The sequence below is a fragment of the Roseiflexus castenholzii DSM 13941 genome (genome assembly GCF_000017805.1).
In the GTDB taxonomy this organism is placed as follows: Bacteria; Chloroflexota; Chloroflexia; order Chloroflexales; family Roseiflexaceae; genus Roseiflexus; species Roseiflexus castenholzii.
This window is the reverse complement of the sequence record NC_009767.1, coordinates 440,907-461,014: the sequence shown is the minus strand read 5'-3', so window position 1 is coordinate 461,014 and position 20,108 is coordinate 440,907. Positions and strand designations below refer to the sequence as shown.

The following is a 20,108-nucleotide window of genomic DNA, read 5'->3' as shown; positions in this document are numbered from 1 at the left end:
CCTATGGCGTGGGGGCGCCTCCGGCGATCATGCGGTCAACGACTTCGCGCAAGGCTTTAGGATCAGCCGCAAACGTATCGGGGCTGCCCAGCGTGATAATCATCTTCGAGTCGATCGCATACCGCTGAATATTATCGAGGTCCATGCGGCTTGCAGCGCGCGCCAGGCGGATCATCTCGCTGCGTGGCACGTCGGTGCGCACATAGTCGCGCAGGGCGCTGGTATAGTCGTCGATCTTGTTGATCTGCGAAATCAGCCCACGTTCACGCACACGTTCGACCAGCGCCAGCAGCACCTGTTGCTGACGTTGATTCCGCCCGAAGTCGCTATCGGCATGGCGTGTGCGCGCATAGATCAGGGCGCGTTCACCATCCATCCACTGTGTCCCCGGTTCGAAGCGCACCTGCATCGTGCGCACATCGCCGGGGAACGCATCCACCGGATAGCGCGGATCATCGATCACTTTGGGCACATCGATGGAAATACCGCCGACCAAGTCGATAACACGGCGAAACCCCTCGAAGTTGATCAGCGCAAAGTGATGGACCGGAACGCCGACCAGATCAGAGACGGTTTGCTTTAACAAAGCAGCGCCATACCCTTTGCCAAGACGGGTCTCGCCAAGCAGATAGACCGAATTAATTTTCCGTCGCCCAAATCCCGGCGTATCGACCATCAGATCGCGCGGGAACGACAGCATACTGACGCGACCGGTGCGCGGATTGATATGGAGCAGAATGATGGCATCGGTACGGCTGATCTCTTCGCCAACGCGCGCATCGGCGCCGAGGAGCAGAATATTGACCGGATCATCATTCTCAGGCGCCATTGTTGGAGCGACGGTTGGCAATAGCGGTAGAGGATTCACCGGCGCATCGGCAGGAACCGACGTGCTGAGCATCGGTTCAGGGGTCGGCGCAAGGACGACGGGCGTCACGATCATTGCGTCCACATCGTCGAGCGCCTGTTTCCATTCGAAGCCGAGGCGGGCGATGGCGATAATTCCGGTCAGCGCCATCATGCCCAATAGCGTGAGAACAAAACGACGACGCACACCGTGGTGACGTATCAAGCGCACAACTCCGCTGATCTTCAGACGTTCCCTCTGCTACTATACCACATATTTGCAGAGGCGATTCAGAAGAGGATTTTTGCCAACCGCAGTACGCCCTGCTTCCACGGAACACGATGCGAGACGCCGGAAGCGCCTTCGAACTCTTGCACGTGTTCGATATACCAGCGATAGTTACGAACGAGCGCCTCTTTGTTCGAATACTTTGGCGTGAATCCAAGCACCCGTTCGGCTTTCTCAATCGACACGAAGGAGTCCGTAGCAGCGGTTTCGTACACCCACTTGTAGAGTGGCGAGAGGCGGAGCGCCTCCAGAATGCGCAGCGTCCAGATCACCGGCGCCGCCGGGAAGGGGATGATTTTCTTCCCAAAACCGGCAGCGTCCAGCACCGCCTGATAATCCTCGCGCATCGTCGTAAACTCTTTCGCGCCAATGTTGAACGTATCATTCACCCGATCACGATCAAGCGTCGCACAGCGATAGATCGCCTCGCACAGGTCCTCGACGTCGAGCAACTGATAGCGATTGTTGCCGCTGCCGATCATGGGAAAATTCTTCCCATCCTTCGCCCAATCGTAGAGGAGCGCAAACACGCCAAGACGCTCAGGACCGACGAACGACTTCGGACGAATGATCGGCACGCACATCCCTTTGGCGCGATATTCCAGGCAGATCTGTTCCGCCTTCACCTTTGCCTCGCCGTAGGGACCGACGCCATGGAGCGGGTCGTCCTCATAGAGCGGGTGATGATCAGGAATGCCATAGACGGCAGTCGAAGAAATATGGATCACCCGTTCGACGCCGTGTTCCAACGCCGATTGCAGCACATTTCGTGTGCCGTCGAGGTCGGTGGAGAAGATATCTTCCTTTTTGTATAACGGCAACGCTGCCGCTGCATGCACAACAATCTGCACGCCCTCCATTGCGCGGTCAACGCTCGAGCGGTCACGAATGTCACCCTTGATTGCCCTGACCCGGTTGCGTTCGGGGTAGTTGAAATCGGCAATGTCAAGCGAAACGACCGGATGCCCACGCTCCAGGAGATAGCGGACCAGATTAATCCCCAGAAAACCGGCGCCGCCAGTAATCAGGAACGTTGATGGTGTCATGGATGCAATCCTTGCTGCGCCAGGCGATCCTGCAGGCGGGCTATCGTTTCGCGCACAGCCGCCAGGCCGTCGCGTTCGCGTTGCACCACAGCCGCAGGCGCCTTGTCAACGAAACCAGGAGTGGCCAGCCGCGCCTCGCGCCGCGCTGCTTCCGCCAGCGCCGATTCCAGTTCCTTGAGCAGGCGCGCGCGTTCGGCTTCCAGATCGATCATACCGGCAAGCGGCAGGTATGCTTCAACCGATCCGATCACAAGGGTGGCGGCATTCGCCGGACGCTGATCGATGGTGGCGGCGATCATCAGACGATCCGCTTCGACGCGCGCCAGACGCGCAATAATCGCGCGCTGCGACTCGATCAGCGCCGCCTGCGTGCCTGCCACGACAGTGGCGGCGATCAGGCGCGCCGGTTCGACCTTGTATTCGGTGCGAATATTCCGAATACCGGTGATTAGCGCCTGAACGAGCGCCCAATCACGCTCGACGCTCTCGTCGATCCGGTTTGTATCCGGTTGTGGATACGCCGCGATCATGATCGACGCCGGCATGTCGTCAGACCGGCGATCATGCACCAGGTACTGCCAGGCTTCCTCCGTAACGAATGGCATGAAGGGGTGCAGCATGCGCAACGCGCCTTCCAGCACCGTGAAGAGCATAACGCGCGTTGATGGTCTGAGCGACTCCTGCTCAAACTGCACCTTGGCGACTTCGACATACCAGTCGGCGAATTCGCTCCAGAGGAACTCCTGAATGCTGCGCCCCGCCTCACCAAAATTGTACGCGCGCATCAGGCGATCAACATCCAACGCCAGACGATGGTAGCGCGACAGGATCCAGCGGTCGGCGAGCGTCGCGGGTTGGGGATCGCGCCGTGCTTCTCGCAGGCTGTCATCGTCCAATTTCGAGAGGACGAAGCGGGTCATGTTCCACAATTTATTTGCGAAATTGCGCGCCGACTCGATACGTTCCGGGTTGAGGTTCAGGTCCTGCCCGGGCGAACTGCTGGTCGCCAGCGTGAAGCGCAGCGCGTCAGCGCCATACTGGTCGATCACATCAAGCGGATTGACCACATTGCCGTAGGTCTTCGACATCTTGCGTCCATCTTTGTCGCGCACCAGACCATGGAGGTAGACGGTATGGAAGGGGGGTTCGCCTGTCAGATAGCACCCCATCATCATCATCCGCGCGACCCAGAAGAACAGAATGTCGTACCCGGTCTCCATCACGCTGGTGGGATAAAAGCGCCGCATATCCGGCGTATCGTCGGGCCAGCCAAGCGTCGAGAAGGGCCAGAGCGCGCTGGAAAACCAGGTATCGAGCACATCCGGGTCCTGGACCAGCCCCTGCCCTTGCGGATCAGGATCGTCGGGACCGGGCACGATCATTTGACCGTCGGGCGTGTACCACACAGGAATACGGTGCCCCCACCAGAGTTGGCGGCTGATGCACCAATCCTGAATATTTTCCAGCCAGTGGAAGAATACCTTCTCGAAGCGTTCCGGCACGATGCGGGTACGCCCCTCGCGCACCGCCGCAAGCGCCAACTCGGCGAGCGGCCCGGCGCGCACGAACCACTGCTCGCTCAGAAGCGGCTCAACGATCTCGCCGCCGCGTTGACTGATCCCCACCGACATGCGGTGCGGACGCACCTCGACCAGCAACCCTTCGCGCTCAAGGTCATCAATTAGTCGCCGCCGCGCCTCGAAGCGATCCAGACCGGCATACGGACCGGCTTCGGCATTGAGGGTCGCATCGGCGTTCATAATGTTGATCATCGGCAAATGGTGACGCAGACCAACCAGATAGTCGTTCGGGTCGTGCGCTGGTGTAATTTTCACCGCACCGGTGCCAAACTCCGGGTCGGCGTAGTCGTCGGCGATAATCGGGATCAGGCGACCAATCGCCGGCAGCGCAACCATCTGACCGATCATGTGCCGGTAGCGCGGATCGTTGGGGTTCACTGCCACGGCGGTATCGCCCATGATTGTTTCCGGGCGCGTGGTTGCAACCGTGATAAACTCCGTTGCGCCGGCAGCCCACCGACCACTGCCCCAGACGCCGGGGCGCCAACTGTCGCCGACGATCGGGTAGCGCACATGGTACAGATACATATCGCGCTCTTCGTACTCCACCTCCAGGTCGCTCACTGCCGTTTGCAGGTTTGGCGACCAGTTGACCAGACGATAGCCACGGTAGATCAGGCCATCATCGTACAGGCGCTTGAAGGCGGCGCGTACCGCGCGCGAGAGCATCGGGTCGAGCGTAAACCGTTCGCGCGTCCAATCGCACGACGCACCGAGACGGCGTAGCTGACGGGTGATTTCGCCGCCATACTTTTCTTTCCATTCCCACGTGCGGCGTAAAAACTCCTCACGACCGACCTGCTGGCGACTCAAGCCCTCACTCTGGAGCAACCGTTCGACCTGCAATTGTGTGGCGATGCCAGCGTGGTCGGTACCGGGCAGCCAGAGTGTCGGTTCGCCGAGCATCCGATGCCAGCGCACCATCACATCCTCAATCGTGACGAACATGGCATGCCCCATGTGGAGTTCGCCGGTTACGTTGGGCGGAGGCATCGAGACAACAAACGGCGGACGGTCCGATGTTTCGGGTGGCGTGAAAAAGCCGCTGCGCTCCCACCATTCGTAGAGGCGCTGCTCGACGCGCTGCGATTCGTAGGCTTTCGCCATTTCAGTCGGTCGCTGACTATCGGACGTGCTCATGGCGGTGTGGCATATCTATATTCCATCACAAAAAAGTGCGCAGAGCGAGCCGCCGTCATCGCGGAGCGCTGCTGCGACAGACAGCATGTATTATATCGGATTCTGGGATCAGCACAAGACCACTCACTTACAGACGCGCAGAATCTGTTTTTGCAACTCGCCGTGCGCCGGAACCTGACGATCAGCGCCGGTTTTCGTCCGTGGCGTTTCAAGGATCGACCGCCGGTCGAACCGGAGGTGGCTGCATTTCGTCCAGCGCCCCCAGAAGGCTGGACCGTGCTGGCGACCGTCGATACCCTTACTATTGCTGCGGCGCCGCCCGGAAATGAATATGCTGCCGTAACCGGCGCTGACGGAATGCGTTCCGTTTGCATAGCAACGGGCATAGCAGGCGATATGCGCGTTGTCTGCGACTCACCCGAAGGAGGGACATTGAGCGTCAAGGAGTATACGTGACCGGGGTGGCGGGTTCAAGTCAATGGAGCACCTGCTGTTCTTCTGGAAGGACCCTGGCTCAACACTGTCGTTCTGCCGGAGAAGGTTGAGGTGATCCTGCGCTCTCGTCCCTGGGACGCACCTCTTGGCATCGTCCGGCAGGCAATCTCCGTCTGGATGTGGCGATCAGAACGCCCGAACTCGCCAATTGACCCTGAACCGCTTGTCGCTTCCAAAGAGGAGTAATCACGGCTGCCGGAACTACGTCCGAAGAGTCAATGTCGGGCGTTGTTGCGGGAGACGGTGCAGTGCATCCGTTCTACCGCATTTCCACGTCGAACGTTCGACCTCCAACGATCTTCCTTACCCCCTCTCGCCTCTCACCTCGCCACAAATGTGAGATACATCTCGCGCTACGCCATTGTCCGGCCCCTCGCCCCTCTCACCTCTCCTCACCCCTCGCGCCTCTTCCCTCGCCCCTCTCACCTCTTATACCAATGACCAGTGACCATCCGGCATGGTCACCCCGCGCAGCGCGAGGGGTCGTGCGCGACCCGCGCAGATTCCTCGCTGCGTTTACCCTGAGCGAAGCGAAGGGCTCGGAATGACCAGCACGCGGCATCGTCAATCGTCATTGGTATCACCCCTCACCCCTCTCACCTCGCCCCTCGCCCCTCTCACCTCGCCACAAATGCGAGATAAATCTCGCGCTACGCCATTGTCCGGCCCCTCGCCCCTCTCGCCTCTCACCTCGCCACAAATGTGAGATACATCTCGCGCTACGCCATTGTTCGGCCCCTCGCCCCTCTCACCTCGCCCCTCGCTACAAATGCGAGATACATCTCGCGCTACGCCATTGTCCGGCCCCTCGCCCCTCTCACCTCTCCTCACCCCTCGCGCCTCGCGCCTCTTCCCTCGCCCCTCTCACCTCTTATACCAATGACCAGTGACCATCCGGCATGGTCACCCCGCGCAGCGCGAGGGGTCGTGCGCGACCCGCGCAGATTCCTCGCTGCGTTTACCCTGAGCGAAGCGAAGGGCTCGGAATGACCAGCACGCGGCATCGTCAATCGTCATTGGTATGACCCCTCACCCCTCGCGCCCCGCGCCCCGCGCCTCGCGCCTCACCCCTCTCACCTCGCGCCTCGCGCCTCGCGCCTCGCGCCCCGCGCCTCGCGCCGCGCCCCGCGCCTCACCCCTGCACCCGCTCGACCAGCCACGTCACTGTGCCGGGGAACAGAATGACCAGGATCAGCACGACGATTTGGAGCGCCATGAATGGCAGCGCCCCTTTATGGATGTCGGCAGTCTCGACATCTTTCGGCGCAACGCTCTGGAGGTAGAAGAGCGAAAAGCCGACCGGCGGCGAAATAAACGCCGTTTGCAGATTGACCGCCATCATAATGCCGAACCAGATCATGTCTATGCCAAGCGCATTGGCGGCAGGAACAAAGAGCGGCATCACAATAAAGCAAATCTCGACAAACTCAAGGAAAATGCCCAGCAAAAAGACGACAATATTGCTGACAATAATAAATGCCACGATCCCGCCCGGCAGTCCGGTCAGAATCTCAGTCACAAATTTCGTGCCGCCCAGCGCCTCGAATATCAACGAGAAGAACGTCGAGCAGAACAGAATCATAATCACCAGCGTACTTGTGCGCGCCGTACTGAGCGCCGAGTCCGCCAGCAATTTCCAGTTCAGGCGTTTATTCGCCCAGGCCAGGAGGATGGCGCCGACCGCGCCGACCGAACCGGCTTCCGTCGGCGTCGCCAGGCCGAAGAAAATACTGCCGAGCACGGCGAAGATCAGCGCAATCGGCGGCACCAGCGCCTTCAACGATTTCATGAAGAGCGCCCAACCACGAATCTGGCGCATCTCCAGCGGCAACGGCGGCGCCAGTTCCGGCTTCAGATAGGCAATCACCACACAGTAAAGCGCATACGACCCTGCCAGCATCAAGCCCGGAATCAACGCACCAGCGAACAGGTCGCCGACCGAAACGCCAATCTGATCGCTGAGCACAACAAGGACCAGGCTTGGAGGAATCATCTGCGCCAGCGTGCCCGACGACGTAATAGCGCCGGTCGCCAGACCTCTATCGTATCCCAGACGAACCATGATCGGCAGCGAGATCAACCCCATAGCAATAATAGTCGCCGCAACGACGCCAGTGGTCGCTGCCAGCAGCGTTCCTACCACAACGACTGCGAGGGCGATGCCGCCGCGCAGCGGACCAAGCAGAATCCCGACCGTTTCAAGCAATTCCTCCGCCAGACCGGATTTTTCCAGCACTGAACCAAGGTAGATAAAAAAGGGTATCGCCAGCAGCGTAAAATCGGACATGGTGCCGAACCAGCGATTTGGCAAGAGGCGCAGCAGGTCGATTTTGACGGCATCGAGCGCCAACCCGATCAGACCGAACACGATCGCTGTTCCGGCAAAGGAGAAGGCCACCGGGTATCCACTGATCAGCAGAAAGAAGAACCCGACGAACATGGCAATGGCCAGCCACTCGTACCCCATTGTACACTCCTATTCGACTACAGGCGCATGGTATTCTTCGATCTGCGCCGCCTGTTCAGCGCGCACAGTATTGGTGACGACCGCAAGATATTTGATTGCCTGCGCAATCGCCTGCAAGAGCAGCAGCACAAAGGCGACGATGATCATCGACTTGATCGGCGCGCGCGGCAGGCCATCCGGGTCCGGCGACATTTCCCATGCCCCCCAGTTACCGTTCGGAAGACGACCCCAGGAGAACATGACCGGATTGATCGTCACAACGATGGCGAGGATACAGAAGGGGATCAGAAAGAGCAGGGTTCCGACCAGATCGATCAGTGCGCGGCGTTGGGGAGACCAGTTAGCATACCAGAAATCGACGCGCACATTCAGGTTGTGTTTCAGAATATAGGCGAAACCCAGAAAGAACATGATCGAAAAAAGGTACCACTGAAGTTCAATAATGGCGTTGGAGGTCAGGCGGGTGCCGATAAAACGTCCGATGTAGCGCGCAATGACGTTGACAAAGCCAATAGCGACCATTGCCATAACAATGTACGCCGTCTTGCCGCCAATCCATTCGTTGAGTGCATCGATCGCATCGCTGATGCGTAAAAGCGCCTGCATGTCTCTCTCCCAGTGCTTATAATCAAACTGTTATCCCACGAGAGATGCCAAAGAGCATCTCACTGTATGCATAGCGCACAATCGTGCGCTGCGCGACGTGGCGACAGCCGGTATGGTGATGAAAGCAATGTATGAACCGAATAACAGGAAGGCAGAGAGACTACCTGACAACGTTGATTATACCATAATTTGCTCAGACAATCGCCAGCACGAGGGTCAATGTCACAATACTGAGCAGTGTGGAAAACAAAACAGTGGTAATAACAAATTCCGGCAATAGATCATTCTCAACCGCGATGATCGACGCCAGAACCGCGGCCGGCATCGCCGCCTGCAACACGCCGACCGCGCGCTCGATGCCATCGAGACCGAAGAGTGGCGCCAGCGCCAGCGCCAGCGCCGGTCCCGCGACCAGACGAACGACGGCTGCCAGGACGGTATCGAGCGTCAGGCGCGGCATGCCTGCTCCTGAGAGTTGCACCCCCAGCGCGACCAGCATCGTCGGGATCATAGCAGCGGAAAGGAGGCTGATCGAGCGCGAGAGGAGCGGCGGCAGTTCAATCTGGAGACTGTTGACCAGCAATGCCGGCGGAACCGCGATGAGCGCCGGCGTTTTGACCACCGCAAGCGCGGCGCGCCAGGCGCTGCCGCGATGCCAGTTCGCCGCAGCCACGCCGACCACAAAAGCGATACTGGAAATCGCCAGAAAGTAGACGGTCCCGGCGACCAGCGCCTGATCGCTGCCGGGAAAGCGAAACTGAACGATCGGAATGCCAAAGTTTCCGACATTGCCGAAAATGGCGATCAGCATGTAGGCGGCAACCATTTTCGGCGAGCGGCTCAGCAGCGTTGCCACAACATACCCTACGCCGGCGCATGCCAGATGCACAATAATCGCATATGCCACCATTTGTCCGGCAAGCGCGGCGCCAATGCGCGCGTTGCTCATCACGTCGAAGGTGAACGCGGGGATCAGGATAAAATAGGAAAAGCGCGTCAGGGTGCGCGATTCGAGATTGAGACGGGGACCAGCGATATAGCCAAAGGAGACCAGCAGGAAGACCGGCGCCAGCACATTAAGAAAAATCGACAACAGGGCAGGCACATGACACTCCACATCATCAACCCGGCGAGAAAGCGAGACAGGAAGAGCGACGCCGGCGCGCCTCGCAACGATACCAATAACCAGTGACCATCCGGCATGGTCACCCCGAGCAGCGCGAGGGGTCTTGCGCGACCCGCTCAGATTCCTCGCTGCGTTTACCCTGAGCGAAGCGAAGGGCTCGGAATGACAAGTCGCTGCGCTCGGAATGACAAGTCGCTGCGCTCGGAATGACCAGCATGCAGCATCTTCAATCGTCATTGGTAGATACAGGCACATCAGCGCCAGATGGAACAAGCAAAGCGCATCCTTAGAACAATCTTCCTCGTTGCACGAAAAGATGGCTTCGCGTGCAGTAACGCCTGACTGGGGAGACCGGATGCGCAAAGCTCATCAACCGCCATTGGCGCGCTGCCGAAGGTAGCCGAGCAACGCCTCGATTGCCGCGCGTTGTTGATCGGTCGTCTCCTGACGCTGCGATGCGAGCGTCAGCAACTCTTGCGCCTGCTGCGCCGCCTGATCATACCGCAGGAGATCGCTCAACACAATGGTATAGTTCTGGCGCGCTTCCAGGTTGTCCGGCTGCAATCGCACCGCTTCGGCAAACGCGCTTGCGGCGGTTTCGAGGTCGCCAGACCGCACCGAGAGCAGACCAACAATCGACGCCAGTTGCGGATCATCGGGGCGCGACGCCTGTGCTGCACGGTATCGATCGCGCAGGCGAGCCAATTGTACCGGGTCGGACGAAAGCACCGTTGCAATTGCGCTTATCTGCCCATTAAGTGCAGACGGATCGCGATCCAGCAGCGTCAGATACTGATCGACGGCTTCTGCAAAGCGACCTTGCGCCCGCAGAACTTCGCCCATCCGCAACAGGGTATCGTTGTAGAGCGGATCAAGATTGCGCGATGTTTCGAGCAGCGCCAGGGATTTGTCGTAGTCGCCGGATCGCGCGACAGCGCTGGCATACTCGTTCAGAATGGCGACATCTTGCGGCGCAATCGCATGCGCCCGTTGATACCACTCGATCGCCTGCGCGAGTGCGTCGCGATCCTGACCACCGCTGAGAGTCTGATACCAGAAGTTGTACATGCGCGCCAGGTTGGCCGCATGGTCCTTGTTGAGCGGCGCGATCTGCTGGGCGCGAAGCAGAACAGCGCGCGCGTAACTGAGGAGTTCCATCGGCGTGCGCCTCAGCACAAACGCCTGAAGTTCCGCTGTGTCATCGAGTTGCAACAGGGTGGCGACACTGGCGTTCGGATCGATCTGCCCAAGTGAAGCGCCAGAGCGGCGCGCTTCGTCGGCGCGCAATGAGACCATGGTCATCAACGACCGACCGAGCGTCAGGTAGTAGAAATCCTGATCCGGCTCCATGCGAATGGCATCGAGCAGATAACTTGCACCGACGATCTGTTGTTCCAGTCGGGCGCCTGGGCTGTCGATATACCCCTGTGCCTGTTGCAATCGCATGTCCGCCAGCACGCTGTCCACATTGGACGTCCAGACCCCGAAAAAGACCAGGATCAGAATGATGGCATAGACCCCCATCGCTGCGGCGCGTCCCTCGGAGCGGACGCGGGATGGCACCGTTGATCGACCGGTTGACGATGATCCACGTTTGACCGCCTGAGCACGTCGTCCGCCGCGCTGCCGCACCGACGTTGCCGGAACAGGTGCAGCGGGCGCCGGTCCAGCGCCCGGGTGAACCGGCGCAGCACCCGGCATACGGTACTCGCCTGCGATGGCGCCAACCGCCACTACAAGCGCGAACGACACCCATTGAAGCATGAGCGTCGATACAATGGGAATACCGGTCAACCCTTCGACAACATGCGCCGTCACCGCAGCAATCGCCGCCGTAATCAGCACCTGGAGACCCCAGTCCGTCACACGATTCGCCAGACTCCATGCCAGCGCAAAGAAACTGAACAACAGGAACAGATAACTGATGAGACCCAGCAGGCCCTTGTTGATCATTTCATCGAGGTACGCCTGATGCGACCGATCCGGCGACGCTGTCCGTGCTTCCAGGCTAGTCAGCGACGGAGGATAAAAGGGGTTGTACGCCACAAACATGGTTTCAGGACCCCAACCGACAATCATGCGAAGCGGATCGGAGCGAATGAGCGCGGCTGCGCCGCCGGCTTTGTCGTCGCCAAACCAGATCAACCAGCGCACTCGACCGGTGCCGGTCTCAACTTCGAGCAGACGCCCCATGCGACCGATGTACGGAACGTCACGCAACTGCTGGAATAGCGGTGCATCGGAAAGATTGAAGGCTGCCAGAAAGCCTGCCAGCGCAAGCGCGACCACCACTTCGCCGATCAGCAACCTGCGCCAGAGGCGCGCGCGCTCCTGATTCTGCTGCTGCGCCCGACGCAGCGCCAAAATCAGGAGCAGGGTAAAGAATACAAATAGCGACGCAAAGCCGCCCAGCCACGGTCCACGGCTCTGCGTGAAGAAGATGGCTGCCAGAAGCAACGTTGCAATGGTCCATGCGCCGACCGATTCGAGGACGAGACCAAGGCGCGAGGTCCCGTTTGCGCGCCGGGGAAGCAGGATCACCAGCGCATACCCGGACGCCATGAGCGCCACAGCGATGCCCAACCAGAGGGGCCATTCGACGCCAGGACGACCTTCGAGCGGAACCACGCGCTGATTCGGTCCCTGCCCCAGAGCATACGACACACCGAGGAAAACGACATACGCGAGCAGCAGAATGCCCGGAATGAGTGTCCGGAAGGTCAGGCGTTCGGCGCGATGCGGCGCCAGCGCAATCAGCAGGAACAACCCGCCGGCGATAATCAGCGCACCGGGGTAAACCCACCAGTAGCGCAGATCGGCGGCGCGCACGACGGCGCCGAACATCATCGCCGCAAACACCAGCGCCAGAGCAGAGAGCGCCAGGAGGACATATGCCGCCCCCCATCCCAGATCGATGGACGGACGGGAGGGCAAAGCATCAGCGTTCCGCGCCTGATAGAGAGCGACGACTCCACGGTAGAGCGCATAGGGCAGCACCATAATCATATAGGCTGCCACAAAAATCGAGTTCCCCATCGTGGATGCCACACGCGACACGACATCGCCGCGCCAGGGAAGCGGATCGAGTTGCACATGCTGCACAAGACCGTACCATGCAGCGATCAGACCGGCGAGGATCATGATCGTCACCAGGCGATCAATCTGCTCACGACGACGGAGATAGAAGGCAATGAGCACGCCCAGTCCGATGTACGACAGGTTGGTGAAGGTTCCCTGAAGGCGCTGGTACGATCCCCAGAAACTGACCGACGGCGCGATTGACACTGCGGTCGCCAGGAGAAAGACTGCCGCATACATACTGGTCGGCACAGCAAGCGGTATGGAAGCGATGCGCCGCCACCAAGGGGGTTTGGATGCGTCTTCTACGGTAACGCGCCGATTTGCAAAACGCTCGAGCGCATCGATCAGCGCAGCCGCCAGCATGACCATGACAATCGAGCGCAACGTCGTTGCTTTGTCCGGCTCGAAGTGACGCGCCGACAACAAATTGAAGTAGGTTGGTATCAGCAAAAGGGCAAGCAGCCAGCCACCCTCGATGACGCGCTCACACCAGATCGAAACAGACGAACGTGACACCGTGAATCCTCCCGCAACGAACAGCATCAGGGACGGATCATTGCGCACTCTCAGCGCCGACGCGCGACGGCTCAGGCGATGAGGCGCGTTCGATCCGCTGCTTGTACGCTCGCGCCCGTTCCAGCATATCGATCGCGCTACGGAGACTGTGTTCGCTCACCGGCGTTCCATCGAGCATGGCAGCGATCTCGCGCGCCCGTTGCGCATCGTCGAGACGCTCGACCACCGTGCGCGTTCGTCCATCGCCGAACACCTTCGTAATCACATAGTGCGCATCGGCGAATGCGGCAACCTGCGGCAGATGCGTGATACAGACCACCTGATGGCGATCGCTGATGCTCCAGAGTTTTTCTCCGACCACCTGACCGGCGCGACCGCCGACGCCGACGTCGATCTCGTCGAACACCAGAGTCGGAATATCATCGACACGCGACAGGATCGACTTCAATGCCAGCAGGAGGCGCGCACTTTCACCGCCTGACGCAATGCGCGCGAGCGGCTTGAGCGGCTCGCCAGGGTTGGGCGAGAGCAGGAATTCGATCGTATCAATACCGGTGCGGTCGAACGCCAGGCGGCGTTCGACGCCATCGTCGACCAGCGGAACGCCATCGGGATCGTCGGTGTGTTCCAGGCTCACGGCAAAGCGGACATGCGGCAGCGCAAGATCGCGCGCCGCCTGTTCCACGGCATGCGCCAGGCGGTCGCCCGCCTCTCGGCGACGCCGGGACAACTCACCGGCAAGTCGGCCAATGTCCTCGAGCAGACGATGTTCTTCCGCTTCGAGGTCCGCCAGGTGCTCGGCGCTGCGAGTCAACCGCTCGATCTCCGCTTCGGCGGACGCTGCCCGTTCGAGGATCTGATCAATGCTCCCACGATACTTCCGTTGCATATCACGGATCAGAGTCAGGCGATCCTCAATGGCGTCGAGTCGCGCCGGATCGAACTCCATAGCGTCACGATAGGCCCGCACGCGCGTCGCAAGGTCCTCGACGTTGTAGAGAAGGTCAGCCGCCTGTTCGGCTGCCGGCTGCAATGACGGATCGAGGCGCGCCAGTTCCGCCAGCGCATCGCTGATGGCGCCGAGAAGTTCCATTGCTGAGCGAGCGGCGCGCCGGCCACTCTCATCACCGGTGTAGAGCAGCGCATAGGCTGTCGCAACCAGTTCCGTAATACGCGCCCCATTCTGAAGCAGCGCGCGTTCGCGCAACAGATCATCCTCTTCGCCGGGGCGCAGGCGCGCCGCGCGGACATCTTCCAGAAGGAAGGTCAACTCCTGGATGCGTTCTGCACGGCGCGCCGCAGCGCTGCGCAGCGTCTCGAGGTCATTGCGCACATGGCGCAGCGCCGCCACCAGCGCCGCAACCTGCTCACGCAACGGAGTCAGACCGCCAAAGCGGTCGAGCATATCGCCGTGGGTGCGACTGTTGAAGAGAGACAGTCCTTCGTGCTGACCGTGAATATCGACCAGGCGGCTGCCAATGTCGCGCAACACGGCACTACTGACAGCGCGCCCATTGACACGCGCGACACTTCGCCCGCTTTCGCGGATAATCTCGCGCGACAGGATCACCTGTTCGTCGTCATCGCGCAGACCATACTCATCAAGAAGGGGCGGAAGATCGGGGCGGTCGTTGATGCTGAACACCCCCTCGACACGGGCGCGCTCACAGCCAGATCGCACGAACGAAGGATCGGTGCGGTCGCCGCGCAGCGTTCCCAACGCATCGATAATGATCGACTTACCGGCGCCGGTTTCGCCGGTCAGGACATTGAACCCGTCGCAGAAGCGCAGATTGAGGCGCTCGATAATAGCGAAATCGCTGATGGTGAGTTCAAGCAACATGCACGTGACGGCGTATGCGTCGCACCTGAATAGTCACCTATGAATCATACCACAAAGACTACCGATTCGGCAAATTTAACACCTGCACAACGGCAATTTCAAATAAAGTAGGCGCAAAAGTCGTTAATAGCAACACAAAAACCGCAGTAACCCGCTGATAAATACTCCTGACTGGAGAGATCGAAGAATCGGCGACATATTTTCGCATATCGAGCAAATTTTTGAGTTCTTGAATTAATGCACCCCTATCTACATCAAAACCACTTCTCGGTGCTTTCAATTTTCTCTCGACATCCAATATGAGTTTGTCGTAAAAATCAAGCCAAAAGTCACGATTTCGTCTACGAATATCGTAAAAACACGACAAAGTTGCGATTGAATGAAAAACAAAGACCATCGTCAAGAAAATCCCGACAAAAGTAAAACTCACGTACTGATAAATCTTTAATCGACCAAAAAAGGCTTCTTCCAACAAAAAGGGAAACGAGCCGACCAAGGGACCCGGATAACGTGTGATACCAAAACCCACCTCTATTGGCAGATAGAGAGCAATCGTTGCTATCATTAGGATCAAACGAATCTTACCACCAATGGCTATTGCCAAGGTTACATATATTCCTACCAGTCCAACTCGAATCCACTCTATAATCCACTCCATATGTAATTCAGGATAGAGGAACAATGAAAAAATCATTACGGTTATAGCAAAAAGAAATAATATTCCCATACCATAACTAGAATTAAGCGCCAAATCCTCTAAAACCGAAAGAGAAAGATATTCGGTGTGCGGATCGGCGTTCATAGGGATCTTCTGTACACCCCTCAGCACATAAAGGACTGTATTTATCACACACCATGTACTAAAACTTATTATGTATACTACTGGCACCCAAAAACAAAGAGATAGCACATCATCGATATTATCCCAAAAACCACGATTCTTTACGACATCAACAACATTCATAAATGACCAGATCAACACAAAAGATACAGAACCAGCAATGGATGGTATACTGACCGGAAAAAATCTACGAAAAACATAAAAAATACCCGGTATCCTTCCAAGAGAAACAAAGGAACGTCTTATCGATCCTAATACCCCTCCCAACAGGAAACCGATCAAGGAAAACAAAACTATTTCCATCCAAACCAATGAACCCCATGGGTGAACTTCAACGCACAAACTTGACAACCAAATCAATATCAAGATCAATATCGATGGATACCCAGAAAGAACTGTAACCTGATTCACGTGAAGAAAACTCTGATTAACACCAAAGAACCGACAAATCGTGTAATTTTTCCAATACGACAAAAGATCTACATCCACCAAGAGGAATAATTCATTAAACCGATCGTCATCTCTTACTATCACAACTATTCGATAGACTAACAGTATCATAGTACTGGCTGCCGTCAAAGCAATCAGTCGAATAGATATATTCCCCACATTCGCGCGGAAGAAATCATAAAATCCGTATGACAGCAACAACCTCGGTAATATCGAAATAAATAAGATAAACAACAACAAAAGAAACAAAAGAACAGGATTTTCCATCAAAAATCTTTGTCTCACCACCAATCCTGGATTGACACGGATTTTACCATCCTCTTTTCGAGAAAACAAGTGCGGCCATATTTCATCAAGAGTTTTACCGGGTGTATAATTCGCGTAGATATCAAAAAGACAGTGGCAATACAAACACCTTAAAACCTTATATAAAATGATCGATCCTGGCTTCAATCTGAGAATACCGATCCTTTCGTAATCAAGCACTTTAAAGAAATCCTTGCCTACTTCACTCCAATTTCCGGCATTATCTCCGATCGCTGGATCAAATCGTCCTATATCGCGAGTGTACGGAAGACTCACAACTTCTGGGGAAACCCTGTAGCCCGAAAGAGAAGGAGGAGGATCAATAAGGAACGACTTTGAACAATATGGACAGGTAATAACCAGGTGATCGCTCATACATCTAACAAAGGCGCTAAGGTTATCAAGGAACACTAAAGGGAAACATCTGTGACCTTTACTGGAGTATGGCAGTGCCGATTTTGAACTTGCTTACTTCCACCATCATTTTATATTTAGCATGAAAAAAAGCCCCCTATCCAAACAACAAGCAAGCCCCTTGCAGATAAGATGGACATCAATTGGCAGGCTACTCCTAGAATCTACTGCTTCGAACAAACCAGAAAGCGGCGACTTACAAAAAAATGCAAGCGCCAAACCATATAAGGAACTCCTAATAAGAAAAAAAACAAAAAACCAGACATAAAAACAACTAGAGAATGTTCATCGGTCACGAAATCTCCCTGACTTCTTCTTGAAAACTTGTATTTTTGGTATTCCCCATCGCTAAGAAACTTAAGCGGGATTAATATCTTACTATCGTATGACGATTTATTTGAATTGAGCAAAACAAACTGATGACTCCAAGATGCAACACCAAAACAAAGATGGTTCTCTGGTGGAGGAATGTTGCGCGATGATTGCACACTACCATCATTTTGCAGTATGTGTTCAGTCGCATTATTACCATCAGATGTAATCAGTACCATTTTATGCTTATGAATTGGCGCATAGTAATCGTCGGAGAAGGTGCCCTCATACCTAACACGCCGAATACTGCCATCCTCGTAAGATATATTAATCTGCACATACTCAATGTCTCGAACCGGAATACCGTAGTATAATGCCCGATAAAGACGATAAATATTGTGAATTATCGGATTTGGATGAATTTCATCCTCCCAAAGTACATGATAAATCAGAGCAAGAGATCTGTTCTCTTGATCATCAACCGCATGCCACCAAAGCATCAATGCTGGTGGCGAGAAAGTATCTGATCGCATGTAAAAATGAGGCTTATACCTCTTTGCAACTTCCTCAACTGTTAGAAAAACGCCCGAAATCTCGATCTGCTGATTGGGATCAAGCACTTTATATCTGCGAGGTAAATGACCAGTCATCACCAAAAAGAAAACAAATGCCGTAAATAATATTAGAAAACCAAGAAAAAGTAGATCAACTTTCACTTATATCACCTTTCTCCAAAACCATAATAATCGCGCGTCGAGCGCAAAGTAGGCGTTGCAGAGCCGTCGCATGAGAAATTAAACCACAAACGATTACAATCCATTCTAGGAACCGAGATTCAATAAAAAACGATTGCAGAGCCATGCCTGATAATAAGAGCGTGATTTTCTCTAGACGCCCAGCAAAACCAACGTTGCATGATTTTATCAACCCGGTAGACTCAGCCCGTGCACGAACGTAGCTTGCTATGACCATCCCAAAAAGAGAAAATAGCACCCACTCCTGAGACACTGTTCCACTGAGTCCAACTCCCAGCAATAACAGGAACTCGACATAACGGTCAATTGTGTGATCAAGGATGGTGCCAAAAGCATTAGCAGTTCCTCCAGCACGTGCTGTAGCGCCATCAAGTACATCAAACAACGCCATGAGCAAGACGGTTAATATTGCCCAAATGAATGCGCGCTGCGAAAGTGCGTAAGCAGAGACTACGCCAAAGATCAAGCTCATCATAGTTAGGGTATTTGGTGTCAAACCTAGCAGTAGACAGAATTTACCAAGCGGTATTGTTACACGCTCGTACAACATACGATGACGAGCAAGTATTGGCATCACAGATTTCCCCCTTTCTTCGAGTAAAGCAAAGATGCAACGCGTCGCTCAACCTCATCGATTGAGACATGCACGTTCGGTCCACTATGTTCAATCCAGATCGATGATACGGCAGACCCATAGCAACCGGCAATGTACAGATCTTGGGAGTTGCGAAAGTATGAATGAATAAAACCAGCCATGTAAGTGTCTCCGGCACCCGTTGGATCATTCGCTCTTGTAGAATAAGCCGGAATCTCATAAATACGAGTGCCATCATCAATCAGCGATCCCGCTTCAGCTATTGTAACAATGGCAATTGCGCATCCCATGGATTTCAACCGTCGCACTGCGGTAATGGCATCACGACGCGGATCAACTCCTGTCAGAACATGCGCCTCAACTTCATTCGCCTTGATCACATGACATAATCTCGCAACCTGTTCAAAATCATCTGGGAAGAAGTGCTCAACTCTTCTTGTCTCACTAACACGTCGTAGTAACCCTTGAGGATCGAGGAAAAGAGGCGCTTTGGACATAGAATACACTTGCTTAACTAGATCAAGCGTCGTTTCTTGCAAGATAGGACCAATGATAATTGCTGCCGCTTCGGAGCATATATCAGGTACATGCTGAATATGGTCAGCGATGCCAAGAATGTCGAGTGTTCGGTTGCCGACATCATCATAGACTAGACTGAATCCTCCTGTCTGCGACCCTGGCTCGACATAGATATCTATCCCATACCATCGAGACTCAGCGCAGAAGCGATCATAGAAATCTAGTCCAATACTTCCAACAAGTGCTGTTGAATATCCTAGCTGTCTCAAGACCAAACAGGCATTCGTCGAACAACCCGACAATACACGCCCCTCACTCTTGATAAATGGAGTATCTATATAATCATACACCGGATTGCCAAATGCGACAATCAATTCGCTATGCATATAACAAATCTCCTACAGACTTCAATTACAGGTTAGGATCAAGACCTTCTGTTGACCCCTGAAATGACAAGGGCAGCCAACCTTCATGAGCTGAAACACGGTTTATGTGTCGCAGACTTTCCCTCATAGATGTTACAGACTCATGAGTATACAGCTCTGTGAGATTCCTCTGCATCGGACGACTGCACGATGCACGCTTAGTCCGAGAGCCGATTGCTCAAGATAACTTTCTCTTGCTAATACCGAATAACGTACAGGTCCCTGCGCCGCCTAGAGAGACAAGAAACAGCCAGTGTTGAAGAACGACCGTACATTATACTAACTTGCGGTCATTCAGACAAAGATGTTCGAGCATTCGTTGCATAAGGCGTAACGTGCAACGCGCAGCGGTAGACGTTTCCGACGCACGAAGCGCCTTTAGTCTGCCTGGCGGTACTGCTGGCGCCTGCTGCAAAGCCTTCCTGCGCGGGCAACGAGCGATGCCGGATTGTTTTC

At 55.6% G+C, this 20,108-nt stretch carries 13 protein-coding genes; 1 reads left to right on the top strand and 12 read right to left on the bottom strand.

What is annotated here, in order from left to right; genetic code table 11:
- Window position 1: 1 nt before the first annotated feature.
- From RCAS_RS01910 to RCAS_RS01900, 3 genes are read right to left on the bottom strand one after another with little or no spacing between them, the layout of a single operon-like run.
- Window positions 2-1,078, bottom strand: a complete 1,077-nt coding sequence (locus RCAS_RS01910) for an LCP family protein (protein WP_232280127.1) — start codon at window positions 1,076-1,078, stop codon at window positions 2-4.
- Window positions 1,079-1,137: 59 nt separating this feature from the next.
- Window positions 1,138-2,181, bottom strand: coding sequence for an NAD-dependent epimerase/dehydratase family protein (locus RCAS_RS01905; RefSeq protein ID WP_011997904.1), 1,044 nt, complete (start codon window positions 2,179-2,181; stop codon window positions 1,138-1,140).
- A complete protein-coding gene (locus tag RCAS_RS01900; RefSeq protein ID WP_011997903.1) occupies window positions 2,178-4,901 on the bottom strand; it encodes a valine--tRNA ligase in 2,724 nt (907 codons plus the stop codon). The genes RCAS_RS01905 and RCAS_RS01900 overlap by 4 nt, the downstream gene beginning before the upstream one ends.
- A gap of 150 nt (window positions 4,902-5,051) precedes the next feature.
- On the opposite strand from RCAS_RS01900, the gene RCAS_RS01895 reads away from it, so the two are divergent.
- Window positions 5,052-5,357: a hypothetical protein gene (locus RCAS_RS01895; protein ID WP_011997902.1), complete on the top strand. Its 306-nt coding sequence runs from the start codon at window positions 5,052-5,054 to the stop codon at window positions 5,355-5,357.
- Window positions 5,358-6,528: 1,171 nt separating this feature from the next.
- On the opposite strand, the gene RCAS_RS01890 is transcribed toward RCAS_RS01895, so the two are convergent.
- The 9 genes from RCAS_RS01890 to RCAS_RS01860 all read right to left on the bottom strand — a co-directional run bounded on the left by RCAS_RS01890 (window position 6,529) and on the right by RCAS_RS01860 (window position 19,613).
- Window positions 6,529-7,863, bottom strand: a complete 1,335-nt coding sequence (locus tag RCAS_RS01890; protein ID WP_011997901.1) for a TRAP transporter large permease — start codon at window positions 7,861-7,863, stop codon at window positions 6,529-6,531.
- Window positions 7,864-7,872: 9 nt separating this feature from the next.
- Window positions 7,873-8,469, bottom strand: coding sequence for a TRAP transporter small permease subunit (locus RCAS_RS01885; RefSeq protein WP_011997900.1), 597 nt, complete (start codon window positions 8,467-8,469; stop codon window positions 7,873-7,875).
- Between the two features lie 193 nt (window positions 8,470-8,662).
- The gene (locus tag RCAS_RS01880; protein ID WP_041330135.1) at window positions 8,663-9,574 is read right to left on the bottom strand and encodes an AEC family transporter; all 912 of its coding nucleotides are present in this window, start codon (window positions 9,572-9,574) and stop codon (window positions 8,663-8,665) included.
- Window positions 9,575-9,964: 390 nt separating this feature from the next.
- Window positions 9,965-13,192: a tetratricopeptide repeat protein gene (locus tag RCAS_RS01875; RefSeq protein ID WP_011997898.1), complete on the bottom strand. Its 3,228-nt coding sequence runs from the start codon at window positions 13,190-13,192 to the stop codon at window positions 9,965-9,967.
- Between the two features lie 37 nt (window positions 13,193-13,229).
- Window positions 13,230-15,035 carry a DNA repair protein RecN gene (gene recN / locus RCAS_RS01870; RefSeq protein ID WP_011997897.1) on the bottom strand — a complete coding sequence of 602 codons (1,806 nt, stop codon included), beginning with the start codon at window positions 15,033-15,035 and terminating at the stop codon, window positions 13,230-13,232.
- 58 nt (window positions 15,036-15,093) lie between these two features.
- Window positions 15,094-17,007: a hypothetical protein gene (locus tag RCAS_RS24725; protein ID WP_157042503.1), complete on the bottom strand. Its 1,914-nt coding sequence runs from the start codon at window positions 17,005-17,007 to the stop codon at window positions 15,094-15,096.
- Window positions 17,008-17,210: 203 nt separating this feature from the next.
- Entirely contained in the window at window positions 17,211-18,074 is an 864-nt protein-coding gene (locus RCAS_RS24720) for a hypothetical protein (protein ID WP_157042502.1), read from the bottom strand.
- Window positions 18,064-18,687: a CDP-alcohol phosphatidyltransferase family protein gene (locus RCAS_RS23605; RefSeq protein WP_232280229.1), complete on the bottom strand. Its 624-nt coding sequence runs from the start codon at window positions 18,685-18,687 to the stop codon at window positions 18,064-18,066. The genes RCAS_RS24720 and RCAS_RS23605 overlap by 11 nt, the downstream gene beginning before the upstream one ends.
- Complete coding sequence (locus tag RCAS_RS01860) at window positions 18,687-19,613, bottom strand: PfkB family carbohydrate kinase (protein ID WP_011997893.1); 927 nt, start codon at window positions 19,611-19,613, stop codon at window positions 18,687-18,689. The genes RCAS_RS23605 and RCAS_RS01860 overlap by 1 nt, the downstream gene beginning before the upstream one ends.
- Window positions 19,614-20,108: the final 495 nt, after the last annotated feature.

What these genes read in the sequence shown, in the direction of transcription:
- RCAS_RS24725 (WP_157042503.1), bottom strand. Translation starts at nt 17,007, where the DNA reads ATGAGCGATCACCTGGTTATTACCTGTCCATATTGTTCAAAGTCGTTC.
- RCAS_RS01885 (WP_011997900.1), bottom strand. Translation starts at nt 8,469, where the DNA reads ATGCAGGCGCTTTTACGCATCAGCGATGCGATCGATGCACTCAACGAA.
- RCAS_RS01900 (WP_011997903.1), bottom strand. Translation starts at nt 4,901, where the DNA reads ATGAGCACGTCCGATAGTCAGCGACCGACTGAAATGGCGAAAGCCTAC.
- RCAS_RS01905 (WP_011997904.1), bottom strand. Translation starts at nt 2,181, where the DNA reads ATGACACCATCAACGTTCCTGATTACTGGCGGCGCCGGTTTTCTGGGG.
- RCAS_RS23605 (WP_232280229.1), bottom strand. Translation starts at nt 18,687, where the DNA reads ATGCCAATACTTGCTCGTCATCGTATGTTGTACGAGCGTGTAACAATA.
- recN (WP_011997897.1), bottom strand. Translation starts at nt 15,035, where the DNA reads ATGTTGCTTGAACTCACCATCAGCGATTTCGCTATTATCGAGCGCCTC.
- RCAS_RS01890 (WP_011997901.1), bottom strand. Translation starts at nt 7,863, where the DNA reads ATGGGGTACGAGTGGCTGGCCATTGCCATGTTCGTCGGGTTCTTCTTT.
- RCAS_RS01860 (WP_011997893.1), bottom strand. Translation starts at nt 19,613, where the DNA reads ATGCATAGCGAATTGATTGTCGCATTTGGCAATCCGGTGTATGATTAT.